Raw genomic sequence first — 18,347 nt, forward strand, 5'->3', positions numbered from 1 at the left:
GCCATCGGCCATTTAGTGGGTAAAATAAGGGTTCAAGGGGTCCAGGGGTCAAGGATTCAAGTGAACCCCGTTAGAGAGATGATCTCTCTAACGGGGTGAAATACTGATACCGGTGAACCTAGTACAAGAACGCAAACAAAATCTCCAGAGAAAAGCACTTGAACCCTTGGACCCTAGTACCCTCGGCCCCTTATGTTTTTAGCACTTCACCCCGTTAGAGGACAACCTCTAACGGGGTTCACTTGACCCCTTGAATCCTTGACCCCTTGACCCCTGATGTTTTCACCCACTCTTTTTGAGATGTTCCCTACTTTTTTATCGCCTGGACGCCGATCAGCCTCTCTTTCATGGCGAGGAATTGATCCCGAAGGACCGAGGCCTTTTCAAATTCCAGGTTCCTGGCCGCATTCAGCATCTCCGCCTCCAGATCCCTGATCTTCCGATCGATCTCCTCGTCTGACAAGTAGGCTTCACCCGGTTCAGCGACAACCGACACCGTGATATAATCCGCCTCGCAGATCTGTACAAGCCCTTTGGGGATCGCCTTCATGATGGTCTGCGGCGTAATCCCCATCCGATGGTTGTATGCTTCCTGAGTCTTCCTCCTCCTGCTGGTTTCCCGCATCGCGTTTCGCATGGAATCAGTGATCCGATCGGCATAGAGAATCACCTGTCCGGAGGCGTTCCGGGCAGCGCGCCCCGTGGTCTGGATCAGGGACCGCTCGGATCGAAGAAAACCTTCCTTGTCTGCATCCAGAACTGCTACGAGCGAGACTTCGGGGAGGTCCAGACCCTCCCGAAGAAGATTGATCCCGATCAGGACATCAAAGTCCCCTTTGCGAAGAGACCGGAGGATCTCCATCCGTTCGATGGTCTGAATGTCCGAATGAAGGTATTTCACTCGTACACCCAGTTCGGAATAATAGTCCGTCAGATCCTCGGCCATCTTCTTGGTCAGCGTTGTCACAAGGACCCGTTCGTTCCGCTCCGCCCTGATCCTGATCTCGTTTAAAAGATCATCCACCTGTCCGTTGGCCGACCGGATGAAGATCTCAGGGTCGAGCAGGCCTGTCGGGCGGATGATCTGCTCCGCCACGGATGCCCCGGCCTTTTCCATCTCATATTGTGCGGGCGTGGCGGAAACGTAAATGACCTGTCCGGCCAGCCCCTCAAATTCGTCGAACCGGAGCGGGCGATTATCAAAGGCTGAAGGGAGACGGAAACCGTATTCGACCAGATTCTCCTTCCTGGACCGGTCTCCCCGATACATGCCGTTGAGCTGAGGGACGGTGATATGGCTCTCATCGATCACTACAAGGGTATCCCGGGGAAGATAATCAATCAAAGTGGGCGGCGGCTCCCCCGGCAGTCTGCCCGTGAGATGACGAGAATAGTTTTCGATCCCCTGGCAGTATCCGACCTCCTGAATCATCTCAAGATCAAAGAGGGTGCGCTGTTCGAGCCGCTGTGCCTCCACCAGTTTGTTCTGCCGCTCCAGTTCCGCCACCCTCTCCTGCAGCTCTTTACGGATCTCCCGGACTGCTTTCTCTATTCTTTCCTTTGGAGTGACATAGTGGCTCTTCGGGTAAACGGCGATCTTGGGCAGGCGGCGGATCCTATCCCCGGTCAGGAAATCCACTTCATAGATGGATTCCACCAGATCTCCAAAGAATTCCACTCGGATGGCTGTATCGGCATAGCTCGGCAGAATCTGTACCACATCCCCCCTGACGCGGAACGTCCCCCTCTTGTATTCGAACTCATTCCGCTGGTACTGGATCTCCACCAGCTTGCGCAGCATGGCGTCCCTGTCTATTTCGCACCCCTCTTCGAGATGGACCAGCATCCCGTGATAAGCCTCGGGCGAACCGAGACCATAGATACAGGATACGGACGCCACGATGATCACGTCGTTCCTTTCCAGGAGCGAGTGGGTGGCCGAGTGGCGCAGCTTGTCGATCTCATCATTGATCGAGGCGTCTTTTTCGATATAGGTGTCGGACTGAGGGATGTATGCCTCGGGCTGGTAATAATCATAGTAACTGACAAAATACTCCACGGCATTCTCAGGGAAAAAAAACTTGAACTCGTTATAAAGCTGTGCCGCCAGGGTCTTGTTGGGCGCAATCACCAGGGTGGTCTTCTGAACCTCCTCAATCACCTTGGCCATGGTAAATGTTTTTCCCGAACCGGTCACCCCTAAAAGCACCATATGGGACCGGCCTTCCTGCACCCATGCAGACAACCGTTTGATGGCCTCAGACTGGTCGCCGCATGGTTCGAACTCCGAGCAGACACGAAATGACGTCATGATGGATCCCTGCGGTTCTGATTTTCCTTTATTTTATAATAGTTTTCATTGCCTGTCAAACCCCGAAAAGAGCGATAGGACGGCGCCGATACAAGGGGAGCGTACTCCCTAAAAGGTCCGTCAAAGGCTATAAGTTGTTTATTTGTTCACTGAGGAGTTCTAAAATTAACAAATTAACACTTATTGGATATAGAGCCCAGGCTGAACGAGATCTGTGGTTACAGGCATCTTCCCCCCCTCACTTCTTAACCAAAACTTCCTGTTCAAGGATTTTATACATGGTCAGGAGGGAGATCAGCCATGAAAGGGTGGACTCTGCGCCCTGATTCGCATTCACTCCGGTAGGCTGAATGCCGTCGCAGCAGCCCCCTGTTTCAAAATCATAGATCTGTACATTGAGGTCGTTTCGTCCCAGAAACCAGCTGAGACAGCGGTACCCCTCTTCAATCCACTTCCTCTCGCCAGTGGCACGAAAGGCCTCGGCACAGGCTTCGATCAGGCACATGGCTTCAATCGGTTGTTGATCAAAGGTAGATGAATCGCCTTCCCTGTTGTGCCAATCCGTATTCCCGATGATGGAGAGGTGACCTTCAGGCGCCTTCTGTCTGGCAAGCAGCCAGTTCAGGCTGTTGATCCCCATCTCGAACATTTCCGTGTGCGGTATCCATTGGCCGGCCAGGATCAGTGCATGGGACAACTTGGCATTGGCATAGGTCACCTGATCTTCACACCACGGCCAGTCGTGAGAGGCCCTTTGCTTAAAGAGGTCAAACAGTTTTTCCCCAAGGACTGCGCGCAACCGACGGGCCGTCGTGTCCCCGCCGAATGCTTCCATATAGGCCTGCAGGCCGACAATGGCAAAGGCCCATGCCCTGGGTGACGTAAAGTTTTCCAGCGCAGGAAGACCCTCTGAAAAGAGACCCGCAGCCATTTTCCGGATCGAGTCACTCGGCGCGCATTTCACGGCAGTGCCCAGCCCCCAGAGGGACCGGCCGTGGGAATCTTCACTTCCCATCTCTTCAAGCCAGCGTCTGTCATAGGACATGAAGTTTCTGAAGCGAGCGTTTCCCGGATTGAAAGAGTCGTTCATAAAGGAAAGATAGGTCTGAATCAACGGGACCACACCTTTATCCTTGAGCAGGGAGTAGTGCATGCAGGCAACAATGAGCGCCCTGGCGTTATCATCGGCGCAGTAGCCATGGCTTCGGTCGGGGATGGAGTATTTCGCGTGCTGAAGCATCCCGGTGTCATCGGTCATGATTCTCATATGTTTCAAGTTGATGTCAGGAAGTTCACTGACGATCCTGGCATCCGGTCTTTCCGAAAATTGTGGTATGGCCTGGTCTTTTGTGTGCGTGAGCACTTTACCGATTAGCTTGAAGTAGCTTCGTCCCACTTCCTTCCAGATCATGGACCGGCCGAACCGGTAACACTTCTCGCGGATCTCCATGCGTTCTTCTTCATGATCCAGCAAGTGGTTGACGGCTTCGGCCATGGCGTGATCGTCGTTGAAAGGGACGAGGCGCCCTCTCCCATCAGCCAGCATCTCCTTGGCATACCAGTAAGGCGTGGAAACAGCGGGGGTCCCCATGCCCGTACTATAGGCCAGGGTGCCGGATACGATCTGTTGTTCGTTAATGTATGGCGTGATATAGATGTCGGCCGCCGTGATATATTGAATCAGTGTGTCCATCCTGACAAAACGGTTCCGAAACAGGACATGATCGTTCATACCGAGCCGGTTGACCAGCTGATAAAGGCCTTGTTGGTAGGAATCTCCGGATTCCTTCACAACGTATGGATGGATTTGCCCGAGAATAATATAAACCGCATCGGGGTGGCGCTCAATAATCCCGGGCATGGCCTTGATCATCATGTCAAGCCCCTTTGCCGGGCTCAACAGGCCAAAGGTTAAAAGAATCTTATTCTCGCTCAAGCCAAGGTGATTTCGAAAGGTATCGGACCTTTTAAAGGGAGTGTCAGGAATCCCGTGAGGGATGAATTCTATTTTTGAGTCGTCGATGCCGTACACTTCCTTCAACATCGAACGGGCCTTGTGGGCCATGACCACCAATGATTCGGAATATCTTGCCAGTTCCTGAATGATGACACGCTGTTTGCCGAAAGGGTCCTGGAGGATTGTATGCAAGGTGGTAATGACCGGCATTCTCAGATTCTTGATCAGACGGATGATGTAGGCGCCGTCACTTCCCCCAAAAATGCCGAATTCGTGCTGGAGGATGGCGACATCGAATTTGTGCACATTCAGAAAATCAGCGGCACGGATATAATCAGGCTGGACATTTGCTCTAATCTGGAACTTGACCCGGTCCGGGTAGTGATACCCTTCATCCATATCATCCATGGCCACGGCGATGAGATTTTCATCGCTCTTTTCCATCTGACCTGCAAGGGCATCACACAGATCGCCAGTAAAGGTTGCAATACCGCACTGCCTGGGGAGGTAATTTCCTATGACTGCTATTTTTTTCAATGATTCTGTCCCCAAAATATAGGGTTTGAGTGTTAAAGAGCTTTAGGGGTCAAGGGTCCAAGTGGAATTGGGAATATTGTTTGCAGAAATTATTTGGCAAAAGCTTCGCTGCTTTTAAATCCAAAAACATATAAACTTTAGATTTTTTTTGCAAGACAGACGCAGGACATTTTGGAGTTACTTCTCCCAACAGGCTTTCTGCCAAAATTCTTGACTTTGATTCTCCGCTAACTAAACAAAAAATTTCTTTGGATTTCATAATTTGTTTTATTGACATCGTAATAGCTTTTTGAGGCACATTATCAACGGAAGGGAAATATCCTTTTTTAAATTGATTTTTTTTATTAAGATCATCCAATTCAACGACAATATATGGATCTTTTGTTAAAAGATCAGCCGGCGGATCATTAAAAGCAATGTGGCCATTTACCCCAATCCCTATAAATGTCAGGTCAACAACATATTGAGAAATTAATTTATTTAATCGGTGACATTCTGTTTCAGCATTTACCGAATCGCCATTAATAAAATGAATTTCTCCGGGATGAACAATATCCACCAACCGTTCTTTTAAATATTTGCGAAAACTGGCAGGATGTTCTTTGCCAAGACCGATATATTCATCCAAATGAAAAATTGTAATTTTCCTCCAATCAATTCCCGGAAATGCGGTCAGTTCTTTTAAAAAGGCAATTTGAGTTCTTCCCGCTGCCGCCACCAGGCAAGCCCTGTTTTTTTTATCAATACATTGCTGAATTCTCTCCGTTGCCAACTTGGCGGCGGCGATAGCTAACTGATTCTCTGTCTCAAATAAATAAACGTTCATAATTATCAGGGGAATAATTTTATTTGTGTAGATTGTTGTGATTGTTGTTGTGCCGTCTCAGGTCATCAAAATACAGGGTGCTCTTTTTTTCCACACAAGCGGCTGCGTATAAATACATTGCTGCTGACCAGGTCTGCCAATCTTGCCCACGGGGTTCCCCTGTTTGGGCCTTAATCCATTCGTTAAAACCAAACGAAACATCATGGTCACGGGTTAATTTTACCAATGCGGTTAAACTAAGTAACTTTTCTTCAGCTAAACGATATTTTTGCACTGCCACTATAGAAGCCACGTAAAAAGCAGATATAAAGGGCCAGACGCCTCCGTTATGATATTCGCCCGGAAGGTTAAATTGTTCATATCTTTTGTGCCAGTCAGGGTTAGTCGGCTGTATATATGGAATCAAGCAAGGCGGCAGTTTTATAGCCAACTCTTCTCTTTTAATCAACGCCTCACTTTCAGCTTCAACCCAAAGCACCATCTCGAGCGCCCGGCTATGAGAAGCCACACCGGATAATATAGCCAAACTATTGCCCAATAAATCAAAACGGTCATCACTATGGATTTTATATGAAGACATCGCGTAATATGGTTTGTGTTTGACTACTAAACCTTCATGCACGTGCCGGTTTCTGCGCCCCCCTCGAACATTCAGCCTGTTCATCATTTTTTTTAACATATCAGCCCGGTCATTGAAGCCATAAAGCTTGAGATAGGTGTAAGTTAATGTATTAACATAAAGGCCAAATCCCATAACCCAGTGTTCATCTCGCCAGTCACTGGTCGGTAACTGAGCAACCATCTCTGAACAATCCGGACTTTGATATTCCATCCAAGTAAGTGCTTTTTGCGCCGCTTTTTCTAAAAACAATTTTTCTCCAGTCACTTTCCGATAAAGCGCTAATCCAATTAAAAATAACGGCGTGGTATCACTTGCGCCTAAATCATGGGGATCATGGGCTAAGGAAGGTATATGTCCTAAGTTGGTTTGATTTTTAGCTAAAGCTTCCAATGTCCGACGCAATGAATCAATTAATTCTTCGTTTCCTGAAGCAAGCATTCCAAAGGCCGCAATCATTAAATCTCTGGTATAGGGCTCTGGATATCCCCAGCCAGCAGTTCTGGGCAGTTCTTGATAGGGTCCGTCAACGTTATGCAACAGTATCTCTATAGCAGCTTCCTTAGCTTCCTGAATTTCAGCTTTGTTTTTTTCATTAAGAACTGAATTTTTTTTGAACATTATGATATCCCTAAACGATTGGAAACAATTTCTACAAATTTTTTGGCTACTATTTTATAGTCGAAAAGCTTTGCTGCTCTTTTGCGTCCAGCTTCACCCATTTTTTTGCGTAAATCGGCGTCTTCCATCAACTTTAAAAGATAATCTGCTATATCATGAATACTGGCCCGAAAGTCTACAGTGCGGGGAGGGTTAAAAAGAACTCGGTGTCCCTTTTCATAACCGGATTCTTCACCAATGATGGCTTCGTTAACTACAATTTGGGTGGCAACATTCGCTAAAAATGCAGTTTCCCCATGTTTCATGGTATCTAAAAAACCCATGGCATTGATTGCCAATACTGGTTTCCCGCAAGAATTTGCCTCTACAGCCGGCATACCAAATCCTTCCAATCTAGAGGGAGACGCATAAATATCACAAGCTGCAAATAAATACGGCATAAAGTATCTTGACAGGACACCTTCAGAATAAAGCACATTTTTTTCTATACCCAAATGAGTGGCCAATTGCAGGTCAATAAGGTTTTGGGCTTTTGTACGAGCCTGTGGCCAAACCTTACATATATATCTCCAATCCGGCGCTTTTTGGTCAATTAGCGCTAATGCCTGCATGACTTCCTGAGCTCCTTTGGAAGCGGCATCTCCTCCTACAGTTAAAAGCATTAACTGGTCTTTAGGTATCCCGAATGTATTACGAACAGCTTGTACTTTTGAATCATCCTGATCCATCGGGGTAAAAACATTTGTATCACAACCAATGGGCAATACCTCTATATTGTCTCCTTTTACTCCGTCTCTAATATATGTTTCTTTAACCCAATTTGAAGTAACTAAAATCAACGGCAACGAATTCAATATCTCATGATAATTCGCCACATAGCCGTCCGCTATTAACCAAGGAACAGGTTGAACACCATAACGTTTTGGATGAAGCACGATATGAGGGGTGTGCCCCCAATAGCCTATCCCCACAACGATATTCGGTTTAAACCATCTGTAATACCACTCCTTTTCAGTTGGTGATTGAAAATGAACACCACATACGTCAACTCCTATCTCCTTAAGGCCTCGGTATAAAAGTGCTCCCTGGGTAGCAATCCCTCCGGGAGAAGTCGGATCAAACAACACCAAGACTTTCATTTTAACCACCTCTCTTAATTGCGAATACTTTAAAGTTTTCTGGTAGAATTAGCCTGCCAGAAAGCCTCAGTCTTTTGTGCGCATTTAGCTTCAAAACTATCATTAGCAAAACCATATATTTGTGTAATTATTTTATGTTTTTGATACCATATGCTTTGCGCCAAATTTGACACTAAATCAGCTTTCTCGACAGGCTTCGGCAGATATTTTCCTTGTCCGTCTTCATAAGCAAACAACCACAATTTATCAGAAACAATATCGGCACTTTCCCAAAGCTTGATTACGGCCTTACCGATTTGTTCATGTCGTAAATGAGAAGTGTATTCACCTTTCGGGTGGTGAGTTATTATAAGATCGTATTTTATTAAAGGAAGTAAGGAAAGGATGTTTTGTTGGATCTCGTGAGTGCGTATTGGCTTGAGCTGAGGACTGTCGTCTAGATCACCCATTTTTCCGGCGGCGCCTAAAGCCCCGAGTGCTTTGTAGAACTTAGGAGCCCGATCTTTATCACTTGCACGGCATAATGACAGTATAAACCAATCCCAGCTTGGATTGCTCATGATCAAGCCCCCTGCCCATATAGTTTCGTCATCCGGATGGGCTACAATGACAGCCGCTTTCATTTGTCTATTAGCTTTCACCTACATTAAGTTATTTTACTTAATTTTGTGTCCACTTTTTTAGCTTGCCTCACTTTGGGGACGTAGTTTTCCATGACTGCTGTTTTTTTCAATTCCCCTCCAAAACACTGGTGGTTCGGCTATTCAACATCCTGGACAGTAAATCCTTTACCGGAACAACCGCAATGCCTGACGAGGTATCCGACATGGAGTAAGGGATAATCAAGTCCTCGTTGTGGATCATGGCTCCGCAGGTATACAACACGTTCGGCACATACCCTTCACGCTCTTCTTCTGTGGGAGAAAGAAGCGGTTCAGACAGGCGGCCGATCACCTTTGTCGGATCTTCCAGATCCAGCAGGCAGGCTCCAATGCAATATTTCCTCATGGGACCGACGCCGTGAGTTAACAGGATCCACCCTTCCTCGGTCTCAATGGGAGAGCCGCAATTGCCGATCTGTATGAACTCCCACGGATACCGTGGCTTCTGCAGAAGTTGGGCTTCTTGCCAGAAGTGAATATTGTCTGAAGACATGATAAACATGTTTTCACCATCCTGACGGGAGATCATCATATATTTCCCATTAATTTTTCTGGGGAAAAGGGCCATCCCTTTGTTCTGCACGGCATCCCCGTTGAGCGTTCGAATCTTGAAGTTGTTAAAGTCCCTGGTTTCCAGTAGCATGGGGAGGATATTAAAACCGTTGTAGGCGGTGTAGGTCGCATAGTAGATGGGTTCGTCGTCGCCATTGAAAAAATGTACGAATCGGGCATCCTCAATCCCCCGGCTTTCGTTTTCAGAGACCGGGAAGATGACTTTCTCTGATATCCTTTTCTCTTTTCTGAATCTTAATTCGTAATTGGATCTGGCGAGCCAGAGGATCTTCTCAACCGTGTCATGAAGCAAAGGCAGCCGCGCTCCTCTATGCGCGTCGAACTCCCGCTGAATAGCCGTCTCAAGCTCATAGAAAGAAAACCTGTCGGACAAGTCCTTCAAGATTTCATCGGAGACCTCGTTCTTTGACTCCATATCTTCCAGTTTCAACTGGAACACGTATTTGTCGTAGGTCGGGTTCTTTATCACTTCAGGGGTCTCCACAAAGCGGCCCACTTCGTCGAAGTGGAGTTTATTCTTATCATCAAGAATGCCGCTTCTGAACTCAATCGAGGAGATATGACCTTCGCCGGTGGAGCGAAAACTCAGAATAAATCGGACGCTCCCTTTGTTGAGATTGCTCTGATCCGTATGCTTCACGATGGAGGGGTTAAAAAAGGCCGCAGCTTGTACAGAGTATTCATGCGTAAAACAAGCCCCGATCAGGCACCGCCTGTCCCCGGACATCTTCGTTCCATTCGGGATATAATGTTTGATGACCTTGAAGTTCTTGTCAATTATCCGCCAGATGTCCTTGTGGCGGGTTGAAAAGTCAGTGATGATCTGGTTCAGGTTCTCCTTGACGTCATCCTCTGAAAGACCAAGAACACGTTGGATGATATGGTTGATCTGCTCAACACTGCTCGGCACGTAGAATTTGGCGATGACTCTGGAGGGCTCTGAAAAAAACCTTTTTTTTCTTCTTCGTATCTTTAAAGAATTATTATTCATACTCAAGTTCTTCTCCAATTTAGTGTGCAAGAAGAAATTTGGTGACACCCCTCATCCTAACCTTCTCCCCATGGGGGAGAAGGGATATTTAAACTTCCTTTTATCTTCAGCCTTCCAATCTCCTAATAAGCTGCCCTTGAATGCTTCAGGCACATCTCCACAAGATCCGAGATGGTAGCGGACCCAACACACATGACGGTATCCGCGCCGCCCCAATAAAGCTTTACAGTGCCGTCCTCTTCCGGAACGGCGCCGCAGGTGAAGACAACATTGGGAACATAGCCGGTCGTCTCCCAGGGATCTTCGGGCTGAAGAATCCAGTCATCAGAGATACCGATCACTTTGGACGGATCGTCCAAGTCGTGTAAGGCCACGCCTAACCTGTAAACCGCACCTGCCATAGTCCGGTAGACCCCGTGGTAGATATGGAGCCATCCTTGATCGGTCCTGAACGGGGTGGCTCCAGGACCGATCTTCAGCTCATCCCAGTGATAGGTCACCGGTTTCATCACGACCCTCGACTCTCCCCAATGGATCAGGTCGGGAGAATAGGATATGTGTATGGACCAAGGTGATATCTCCGAATGAGGGCGGTCAAGACGAGCATATCGCCCGTCAAACTTCTGGGGGAAGATGACCACATTTCGCATGTCCGGTTGGGAAATAAGAGCCATACGCTCGACACTCTTAAAATCCGTGGTTCGTGCCAGGGCAATCCTCACTCCATGTCTGGAGTAAGCGCTGTAGGTAAGCAGATACTCGTCATCTATGGCACAGATACGCAGATCCTCGACCCCATACTCTTCGTATTCGGCGAAGACGCCTTGTTTTGCAGGAACAAGGAAAGGCTCCGGACGCACGGTAAAGGAGTAACCCTCTTCGCTTTCCGCCAGACCGATGACACACCGGCCGTTTAAAAGATGGGAACGGAAGAGCATCACGTACCTCCCGTCATGTTTGACCATCCCGGCATTATGAACGGTAGAGACGGGGTAGGGTACGTCATCACAGGTCAGAATGGGGTTCTTTTCATACCTTCGAACCACAGGATTTTTCAAGACCATCTCCTCTACTTCCGACCGAAGTCATCCTCGATCCTTACAATATCATCCTCACCGAAATAGTCTCCCATTTGTACCTCAATAAAGGCCATGTTCTCCTTTGTCGGATTTTCGATACGATGGACACCCCCCCTCGGGATGTCTATGGAATCGCCTTTATTGAGCCGGATCTGTTTCCCATCCAATGTGACCAGGCCCTCACCATATACCGCAGTCCAATGCTCGGCACGACGCTGGTGCTTCTGGAGGCTCAGCCGCTTTCCGGGATAGACCACGATACGTTTGACTTTGTGGTCCGGTTTGTCGGAAAGGATCGTGTAGTATCCCCACGGACGATGGTCCTCACGTTTTGTCAATTCAAGGATCTGCTCGTAAACTTGAATGTAATCATTCACCATACGCTCAGCAGAAAAGTTCTTCTCCACAAACCCGCGGCAGGCCGAGCGGTCTATTGCAGACAACTCTTTCACGGCGTCAACCGCCTCCTCAACATTGGAGACCAGGAAACCATTCACACCATGCCGAATCAGCTCCGGCATACTGCCCCGGTTAAAAGCAATCACCGGCGTCCCACAGCACATGGCCTCAATAATGGAAAGACCGAAGGGCTCCTCAAAACTGATAGGGTGTAACAAAGCGCATGCCTTGCCGAGGAGTTTATCCCTCTGCTCCGGACCCACGCTTCCCACATAGGTGACATGATCACCATCGATATGAGGCTTCACCTCTAATTCAAAATAAGCCTCGTCCTGAATCACACCGGCCATGATGAGTTTCTTGCCTGCGGCCCTGGCAATTTCGATTGCCTCTTTGGCTCCTTTTTCCGGGTGGATCCGGCCGAAGAAGAGAAGCGTGTCCTCAGGTTCAGGTACGAAAGTAAAGCCATCGAGGTCAATACCGTGGTGGATCGTAGCAATGTAGTTCAGATTCGGTGAACGGTCGGCCTCGCTAATGGCAACATAGAAGGTCTTTTCGTTATATTTTTCATAAACAGGCAGGATGCGGGGGGATGAAAAGCCGTGAATCGTTGTGAGAACAGGCGTCGTCACCAGCTTGCTGTATGTCAAAGGGAGAAAATCAAAATGGTTGTGAATCAGGTCAAATTCATCGGCCCGGTCAAAGAGTTCGGAAATGTGGAGGCACTCCCAGACCTTGGGTTCGATCTGCCTGTTCTCTTCGTAGCCTCCTTTGCAGACGGCATGGAGTTGCCCCTTTGTGATGGAGTCCGCCGTGGCAAAAAGGGTCACGTCGACCCCTTTGGCGATCAGCCCCTCCGTCAACAGAGACACGACACTTTCCCATGGTCCGTAATGTCGTGGAGGCGTTCTCCAAGCAATCGGTGAAAGCATCGCTATGCGCATAAGGTATATGTAACCTATATTCCGATTGACAGCAAGGTTTTTCCCCTCATAGGGGAAGAAGAACCGCCACAGCCCATCCAAAACCGACGAGAAAATTGATCCTTCGATAGTATGAATACCGGGAAATCTAACACTCGCTCAGAAATATGTCAAACTGAAACATGATGGCCGGGATCCTGGTTCACATTCGCCATACGGCGCTTACCGATAAGGCTCTAATGCGGCAGAGTTATGGATTCAAAGAGGTCGTGGTCGGTCCGGATCGGAGTTCTTCAGGGATTCCAATGCTTCCACATCGGCCAAATCCTTGGTTCTTCCTGACGTCCTCTTGTTTCGAATGAGGTCGTCAATCGAAAGAATATGCACTTCGATTCCCTCAATGTTCAGAGACAGTGACCTTCGATACGTCTCCTCAAACTGAAGTCCGGATGCCGCGGTGATGATGTCGATTCGCCTCGGGGCAACTCCGATCTGGAAAATGGTCCCATCCTTCTGAAGGTCTTCTTTGGTCAGATTGTGCAGCGGGGCGCCGAAGCGGCGCAATGCCCGTAATACGGCATCAGCGTTCTGAGGTGACGGCATGACCCAAATGTCTATGTCCATGGTGGCCCGGGGATAACCGTGGGCTGCCATGGCATAGGCGCCGACGAGGAGGAACCTAACCTTCTCGTCGGACAAGACTTGTAATATGTCTTTGTAGTCTTCGTTCAGCATCGTGCTTTTTACTCAGGGATGATATCTCTTGGGTCAGAATCCAGACGAGCTTAATGCGGTCTGCCGGCGTGCCGGGGACGAAGTCGTCGTTCCGTCGGTCCGACATTCGGTATATGGCTGTGTGCTTCCTGTTCATGCTCTCAATCTACCCTGCTCTTTAAAATAATTTTTTGTGATTATATCTTTGGGGAATTGCGCATGTCAAGAATAATCCTGGAAGGACGCCTGGTGTTCGCTTCGTGGTCCTGTTCGTAAATAGGGTGACGTGCCGAGAGGGTCTCCAATGGAAGGATGAAGCAAGTGCCACGGAAGCGGTTTAGTTCAACAGGGTTTTCTATTGTCGAAATCCTTTTTTAATGATATAAATGCAATCCTGATGACAAAAATTTCCCTGTTGGTTATCGTTTCCGTCATGATTCAGTTGGCCGCGGCATTCCTGGCCTTCCGCATGATCAAGGTCTCGAGGCACGTCCCAGGCTGGATCCTGATCTCTCTCGCCCTTTTTCTCATGGGAGTCCGGCGGATCGCCTCCCTCATGGGTTATCATCTGCCGGGAGCTGAACACTTCAGGGGGGGAACCCCGGAGACCATCGCCTTGGTCATTTCCATCCTGATGCTCTGCGGCGTCGTCCTGATACGGCGCTATTTCATCCATCAAAACCGGCAGGAAGAACGCCTTCTCGAATCGGAAAAGCGCTACAAAACCCTGTCGGATCAGCTCGAACAACGGGTAGAAGAGAGAACCCGGGAACTCCAGAATACCATTCAGACCCTTCAGGAGTGCCGGCGGATCAAAAGCGATTTTCTGGGCAGGATGTCCCACGAGCTCCGGACGCCGCTCAACTCCGTCATCGGTTTTTCAGACGTTCTTTTGAACGGCATGGATGGAGAACTCACCAGTGAACAGAAAAAAGACGTCGAGATGATCTTCCACAGCGCTCAGCATCTTCTTCAACTAATCGATGATATCCTTGACCAATACAGACATGAATCAGGGAAGGAGACACCGGACGCAGGCAAGGCGGGAAGTCCGGAAATCCCGGACGACGTTCATTGAGGTTTTTTGAGCACGCGGCTATGGCGAAACACAAACCTTGGGCAATGACGGTCATTCTCCTCTCAGCCATCCTGGGCGGAGCGGCGGCGGGGTGGGTGGTTTCACGTTTCATGAACCTCCCTCAAGTCGAGAGCCTTGAGGAATATCATCCGAGTGAGGCTTCACACATTTTTTCCGATGACGGAACGCTCATGGATGAACTCTTCATCGAGAGAAGGGAGGTCGTCCCCTTGGACCGGATCCCGCTTCACCTCAGAGAGGCCGTAATCGCCGTTGAGGACTCCCGTTTCTATTCTCACCACGGAATCGATTTTCAAGGCATCGCGAGGGCCATGGCCAGCAACCTCATGGCCGGCCGTGTGGTTCAGGGGGGAAGCACCATCTCACAGCAGCTCAGCAAGGTTCTGTTTTTTTCGCCTGAAAAGTCCCTCCTCCGGAAAATCAAGGAGGCGATCGTCACCCTGCAAATCGAGAAACGCTATACCAAAGATCAGATCCTGGGTCTGTATCTCAACCAGATCTATCTGGGCATGGGATGTTACGGCGTTGCAGCCGCATCCCGGAGGTATCTGGGGAAGGACGTCTCCGACATCACCCTGCCGGAAGCGGCTCTCTTGGCGGCTCTCCCTAAATCACCGGGTAAATACTCCCCCTCATCCAATCCTGAAGAAGCCGAAAAAAGAAGGAACCACGTCCTCGACCGGATGGCCGAGGAAAGATTCATCAGCCGTGCAGAGGCCGAAAAGTCAAAAAAAGAGCCTGTTCCGATCCGGGTTTACCAGCCGCTCAGCAGGAACGCCCCATACTTTGTCCAGGAGGTCGTGCAGGATCTTGAATCGCGTCTCGGGAAAAAAATCCTCTATCAGGGGGGGCTCTCCATTCATACCACACTCAACCTGCGTCTGCAGACCATCGCCCAGGAGAGCCTGCGGCAGGGTCTTGAAACCGTCATCAAGCGCAACCGCCGCAAACCACACGCCCAACTGCAGGGCGCCTTGATTGCCATGGACCCGGCCAATGGACAGGTCAAGGCATTAGTCGGGGGTTATGACTTCGTATCGAGCCCGTTCGACAGGGCCTTGCATGCCAGACGCCAGCCTGGGTCCGCCTTCAAACCGATGATCTATGCCGCCGCGCTCGAGAAGGGATATCAGCCTTCGGATATCCTCATGGACACACCGCTTTCCTTCACGGACCCTCGGACCGGAAAAACCTGGGCCCCTCAGAACTACCGCCATGAGTTCACGGGACCTGTCACCCTCCGGCATGCCCTGGAGAATTCCCTGAATATCCCCACCATCCGCCTGCTCCGGAATGTGGGGATTCAAAACTGCATGGATCTGGCAAAACGCCTGGGCATAGAGGAGCCTCTGACCCCTGATCTCTCCCTGGCCCTCGGGACCTCCGAGGTCACCCTTCGGGAACTGACCGCCGCCTATGCGGCCTTCGCGGCGCAGGGGGTTTACTCCTCACCCATGCTGATTACACAGGTCTATGACCGGAACGGGCGTATACTCGAAAATCACCAGCCTGAGCAGAGGATCGCATTCGATGAAGATGCGGCTTTTCAGATGACCTATCTGCTGGAAGGGGTCGTACAGTCCGGCACCGGCAGGATCGCACGGTCGCTGAACCGCCCTGTTGCCGCCAAGACGGGAACCACGGACGATTACAGCGACGCCTGGTTCATCGGTTACTCGCCGGAGCTGGCAGCGGGGGTCTGGGTCGGGTATGACAAACGGACGCCTATCGGCCCGGGTGAAACCGGCAGCATGGCGGCCGGACCCATCTGGGTCTTCTTCATGCAGGAGGCATTGAAAAACAAGGCCCCTTCCTACTTCCCGGTCCCTTCGAATATCGTCTTCAAAAAGATCAATGCCCTAAACGGAGAACCGGCCGATTCCGACACGGCGAATGTGGTTGAAGAGGCCTTCAGGTTGAAACGGCGGGAATAGCCGGCCAAAGAAATCAAATCCCATGGAGTGGGTAAAGGGGGGTGGAAGGTTCAAGGGTTCAAGGGTTCAAGTTGTTTTTTTACTTTTTGATTCCCAGTTTGCGCGTGGTTCAACACGGTCACGAAAGAGGGCAAATCATCGGCCGCCGGCTGATCAGGACGACCCGACCAGATTCAATGATTCCTGACGGGTCAGGATATCCACAAAGACTTTCACGATCCGGGGATCGAACTGGGCACCTGCGCAGGATTGGATCTCTTGGATGACCCAATCCAGGGAGAGGGCCTTCCGGTAAGGCCGGTTGGAGATCATGGCATCATAGCTGTCGATGATCTGTATGATCCTGGCACAAAGCGGGATCTCTTCTCCTTTGAGTCCGTCCGGGTATCCCTGCCCGTCGAAGGATTCATGGTGATGCAGGATGATCTTGAGCACCTCCTGTGGAAGGCAGAGCGGTTTCAGAATCTCCACGCCGCGTCGGGGATGCTCCTTGATTTCGGTCCATTCTTCCGGATTCAGCTTTCCTCTCTTGTTCAGAATCTCATTGCTGATTCCTACCTTGCCGATGTCGTGGAGAAAGGCTGAAATCGTCAGAACCTCCTGTTCCTTTTCGGAGAGGCCCATGGCCTCGGCAACCACCATGGAATAGTGGTTCACACGCTCCGAATGGTGATGCATATTGGAATTCTTCGCCTCCAGGGTTCTGGAGAGGACCTTGATAAAATCCAGCAGACTGAGGTTTTTGCAATTGGACCAGGCCTCTCCCAGTGGAACCGTCCCCCCCTGCGGGTCCGGTTCTCCTTGGTTCATAATCACACTCCAGTCGGTTATGCCCTTGCTTTTCAGGTCCGAGATCACGGTTCCTACACGATCCTGAAGCCGTTTCTTGCAGATCGCTTTATTGACGACCGATATGAATTCCTTGATGTTGAACGGCTTGGTGATATAATCGAAGGCGCCGTACCGGATCGCCTGCTGTGCCGTTTCCAGGGAGCCGTACCCGGTGATGATCACCACCTCGATCTCCTGTTTCTTCTCTTTAATTCTTTTCAGAACTTCAACCCCGTGCATATCCGGCATATTCAGATCCAGTGTTACGAGATCGAAGGACTCATCCGTTATCTTCTGCAAAGCCTCCGCTCCGCTTTTCGCTGTTTGGATCTCGTGGTAAGGCTTCATGATCATACGGATGGATTCTCGGGGACCGACCTCATCATCCACAACCAGGATATTTCCTCTATACTCCATGCGCCGCTCCTTCCTGCTTCCGCTCAAATTGCCGGATGAAAATAGTAAACGCCTCTTTCCGGATATCCGACGATTCCGGATGCCGGATAGTATTATCTTTGTCCAACGATGCTTCTTTTTTGATCTGAAGATGCCCCGTTTCAATGCAAAACTGATGCCATGGCTCCGCCTGCCCGTCCGCCCTTCGCCTGGTATGACCAAGAAAAGGACCATCCAGGCAGTGACACAATTTGTCCGGCCATCTATCCCTTTTTATCATCTGATAAAAAAATGTATGAGACCGATTTTTGGCAGGATGGGACGGAATTCGACTGGAAAGAGTCCCTATGATTGGATATCGAATCCGGAATGGAATCAACAAAAAAAAGGACCATTTAGACCGGATACCGGTCGAAATGGTCCTTGAACAGCTTGCTGCACAAATCCTTTGGTAACGTTCAAAAGTTGTGGCAAATAAGGAATTGAATAAATCACGACCACTTTCTATGATTAGGATCTGGAAAACCATAATCAAAAGAAAGGGTCGTGATGGAACAAGAGATACATATCACATTAAGGTTCAATCTTGCAACTGGCAAAGTCAATTTGAATGAGATCGTCTACAGGCTGAAAGAGATCGGAGATGCTCTTATGTTGGATGTATTGAAAGAGATTCTCATGAGTTATGACGATCTCATTGCGGAGAGGCTGAGCAAGACAACGGTTTATGGTAGCA

General features: G+C 49.4%; 14 protein-coding genes and 1 pseudogene. 3 read left to right on the forward strand and 12 right to left on the reverse strand.

The features are described 5' to 3' along the window. Positions 1–307: 307 nt before the first annotated feature. The 10 genes from AUK29_04225 to AUK29_04270 all read right to left on the reverse strand — a co-directional run bounded on the left by AUK29_04225 (position 308) and on the right by AUK29_04270 (position 13,372). Complete coding sequence (locus AUK29_04225; GenBank protein OIP64548.1) at positions 308–2,311, reverse strand: excinuclease ABC subunit B; 2,004 nt, start codon at positions 2,309–2,311, stop codon at positions 308–310. Between the two features lie 238 nt (positions 2,312–2,549). Further along, positions 2,550–4,820 (reverse strand): glycosyl transferase family 1, encoded by a 2,271-nt coding sequence (locus AUK29_04230; GenBank protein OIP64549.1) that lies wholly within the window; start codon positions 4,818–4,820, stop codon positions 2,550–2,552. Between the two features lie 34 nt (positions 4,821–4,854). Next, positions 4,855–5,631, reverse strand: coding sequence for a hypothetical protein (locus AUK29_04235; GenBank protein ID OIP64550.1), 777 nt, complete (start codon positions 5,629–5,631; stop codon positions 4,855–4,857). A 19-nt stretch (positions 5,632–5,650) separates the two neighbouring features. Continuing rightward, the gene (locus tag AUK29_04240) at positions 5,651–6,871 is read right to left on the reverse strand and encodes an amylo-alpha-1,6-glucosidase (GenBank protein OIP64551.1); all 1,221 of its coding nucleotides are present in this window, start codon (positions 6,869–6,871) and stop codon (positions 5,651–5,653) included. Beyond that, entirely contained in the window at positions 6,871–8,010 is a 1,140-nt protein-coding gene (locus tag AUK29_04245; GenBank protein OIP64552.1) for a glycosyl transferase family 1, read from the reverse strand. The genes AUK29_04240 and AUK29_04245 overlap by 1 nt, the downstream gene beginning before the upstream one ends. A 29-nt stretch (positions 8,011–8,039) precedes the next feature. Continuing rightward, a complete protein-coding gene (locus tag AUK29_04250) occupies positions 8,040–8,633 on the reverse strand; it encodes a PIG-L family deacetylase (GenBank protein ID OIP64553.1) in 594 nt (197 codons plus the stop codon). A gap of 106 nt (positions 8,634–8,739) precedes the next feature. Then, positions 8,740–10,236: a glycosidase gene (locus AUK29_04255; GenBank protein ID OIP64554.1), complete on the reverse strand. Its 1,497-nt coding sequence runs from the start codon at positions 10,234–10,236 to the stop codon at positions 8,740–8,742. Between the two features lie 122 nt (positions 10,237–10,358). After that, entirely contained in the window at positions 10,359–11,300 is a 942-nt protein-coding gene (locus tag AUK29_04260) for a glycosidase (GenBank protein OIP64555.1), read from the reverse strand. 5 nt (positions 11,301–11,305) lie between these two features. Beyond that, positions 11,306–12,658, reverse strand: a complete 1,353-nt coding sequence (locus AUK29_04265) for a mannose-6-phosphate isomerase (protein ID OIP64565.1) — start codon at positions 12,656–12,658, stop codon at positions 11,306–11,308. Positions 12,659–12,895: 237 nt separating this feature from the next. Then, positions 12,896–13,372, reverse strand: coding sequence for a hypothetical protein (locus AUK29_04270; GenBank protein OIP64556.1), 477 nt, complete (start codon positions 13,370–13,372; stop codon positions 12,896–12,898). 337 nt (positions 13,373–13,709) lie between these two features. On the opposite strand from AUK29_04270, the gene AUK29_04275 reads away from it, so the two are divergent. Together AUK29_04275 and AUK29_04280 are read left to right on the forward strand one after the other, a co-directional pair. Further along, a complete protein-coding gene (locus AUK29_04275; GenBank protein ID OIP64557.1) occupies positions 13,710–14,429 on the forward strand; it encodes a hypothetical protein in 720 nt (239 codons plus the stop codon). Positions 14,430–14,473: 44 nt separating this feature from the next. After that, entirely contained in the window at positions 14,474–16,384 is a 1,911-nt protein-coding gene (locus AUK29_04280; protein OIP64558.1) for a hypothetical protein, read from the forward strand. A 153-nt stretch (positions 16,385–16,537) separates the two neighbouring features. Here AUK29_04280 and AUK29_04285 read toward each other — a convergent pair whose 3' ends face one another. Both AUK29_04285 and AUK29_04290 read right to left on the reverse strand, forming a co-directional pair. Beyond that, complete coding sequence (locus AUK29_04285; protein OIP64559.1) at positions 16,538–17,632, reverse strand: hypothetical protein; 1,095 nt, start codon at positions 17,630–17,632, stop codon at positions 16,538–16,540. After that, a complete protein-coding gene (locus AUK29_04290) occupies positions 17,622–17,861 on the reverse strand; it encodes a hypothetical protein (GenBank protein ID OIP64560.1) in 240 nt (79 codons plus the stop codon). Before AUK29_04290 ends, AUK29_04285 begins: the two co-directional genes overlap by 11 nt. Before the next feature lie 299 nt (positions 17,862–18,160). On the opposite strand from AUK29_04290, the pseudogene AUK29_04295 reads away from it, so the two are divergent. Then, positions 18,161–18,347 (forward strand): annotated as a pseudogene (locus AUK29_04295) (hypothetical protein).

It is taken from the genome of Nitrospirae bacterium CG2_30_53_67 (genome assembly GCA_001873285.1).
GTDB lineage: Bacteria > CG2-30-53-67 > CG2-30-53-67 > CG2-30-53-67 > CG2-30-53-67 > CG2-30-53-67.

Excerpts from the sequence above, each read along its gene's own strand:
- AUK29_04260 (OIP64555.1), bottom strand. The coding sequence starts at position 11,300 with ATGGTCTTGAAAAATCCTGTGGTTCGAAGGTATGAAAAGAACCCCATT.
- AUK29_04280 (OIP64558.1), top strand. The coding sequence starts at position 14,474 with ATGACGGTCATTCTCCTCTCAGCCATCCTGGGCGGAGCGGCGGCGGGG.
- AUK29_04250 (OIP64553.1), bottom strand. The coding sequence starts at position 8,633 with ATGAAAGCGGCTGTCATTGTAGCCCATCCGGATGACGAAACTATATGG.
- AUK29_04265 (OIP64565.1), bottom strand. The coding sequence starts at position 12,658 with ATGCGCATAGCGATGCTTTCACCGATTGCTTGGAGAACGCCTCCACGA.
- AUK29_04240 (OIP64551.1), bottom strand. The coding sequence starts at position 6,871 with ATGTTCAAAAAAAATTCAGTTCTTAATGAAAAAAACAAAGCTGAAATT.
- AUK29_04235 (OIP64550.1), bottom strand. The coding sequence starts at position 5,631 with ATGAACGTTTATTTATTTGAGACAGAGAATCAGTTAGCTATCGCCGCC.
- AUK29_04270 (OIP64556.1), bottom strand. The coding sequence starts at position 13,372 with ATGCTGAACGAAGACTACAAAGACATATTACAAGTCTTGTCCGACGAG.
- AUK29_04285 (OIP64559.1), bottom strand. The coding sequence starts at position 17,632 with ATGGAGTATAGAGGAAATATCCTGGTTGTGGATGATGAGGTCGGTCCC.
- AUK29_04255 (OIP64554.1), bottom strand. The coding sequence starts at position 10,236 with ATGAATAATAATTCTTTAAAGATACGAAGAAGAAAAAAAAGGTTTTTT.
- AUK29_04225 (OIP64548.1), bottom strand. The coding sequence starts at position 2,311 with ATGACGTCATTTCGTGTCTGCTCGGAGTTCGAACCATGCGGCGACCAG.
- AUK29_04245 (OIP64552.1), bottom strand. The coding sequence starts at position 8,010 with ATGAAAGTCTTGGTGTTGTTTGATCCGACTTCTCCCGGAGGGATTGCT.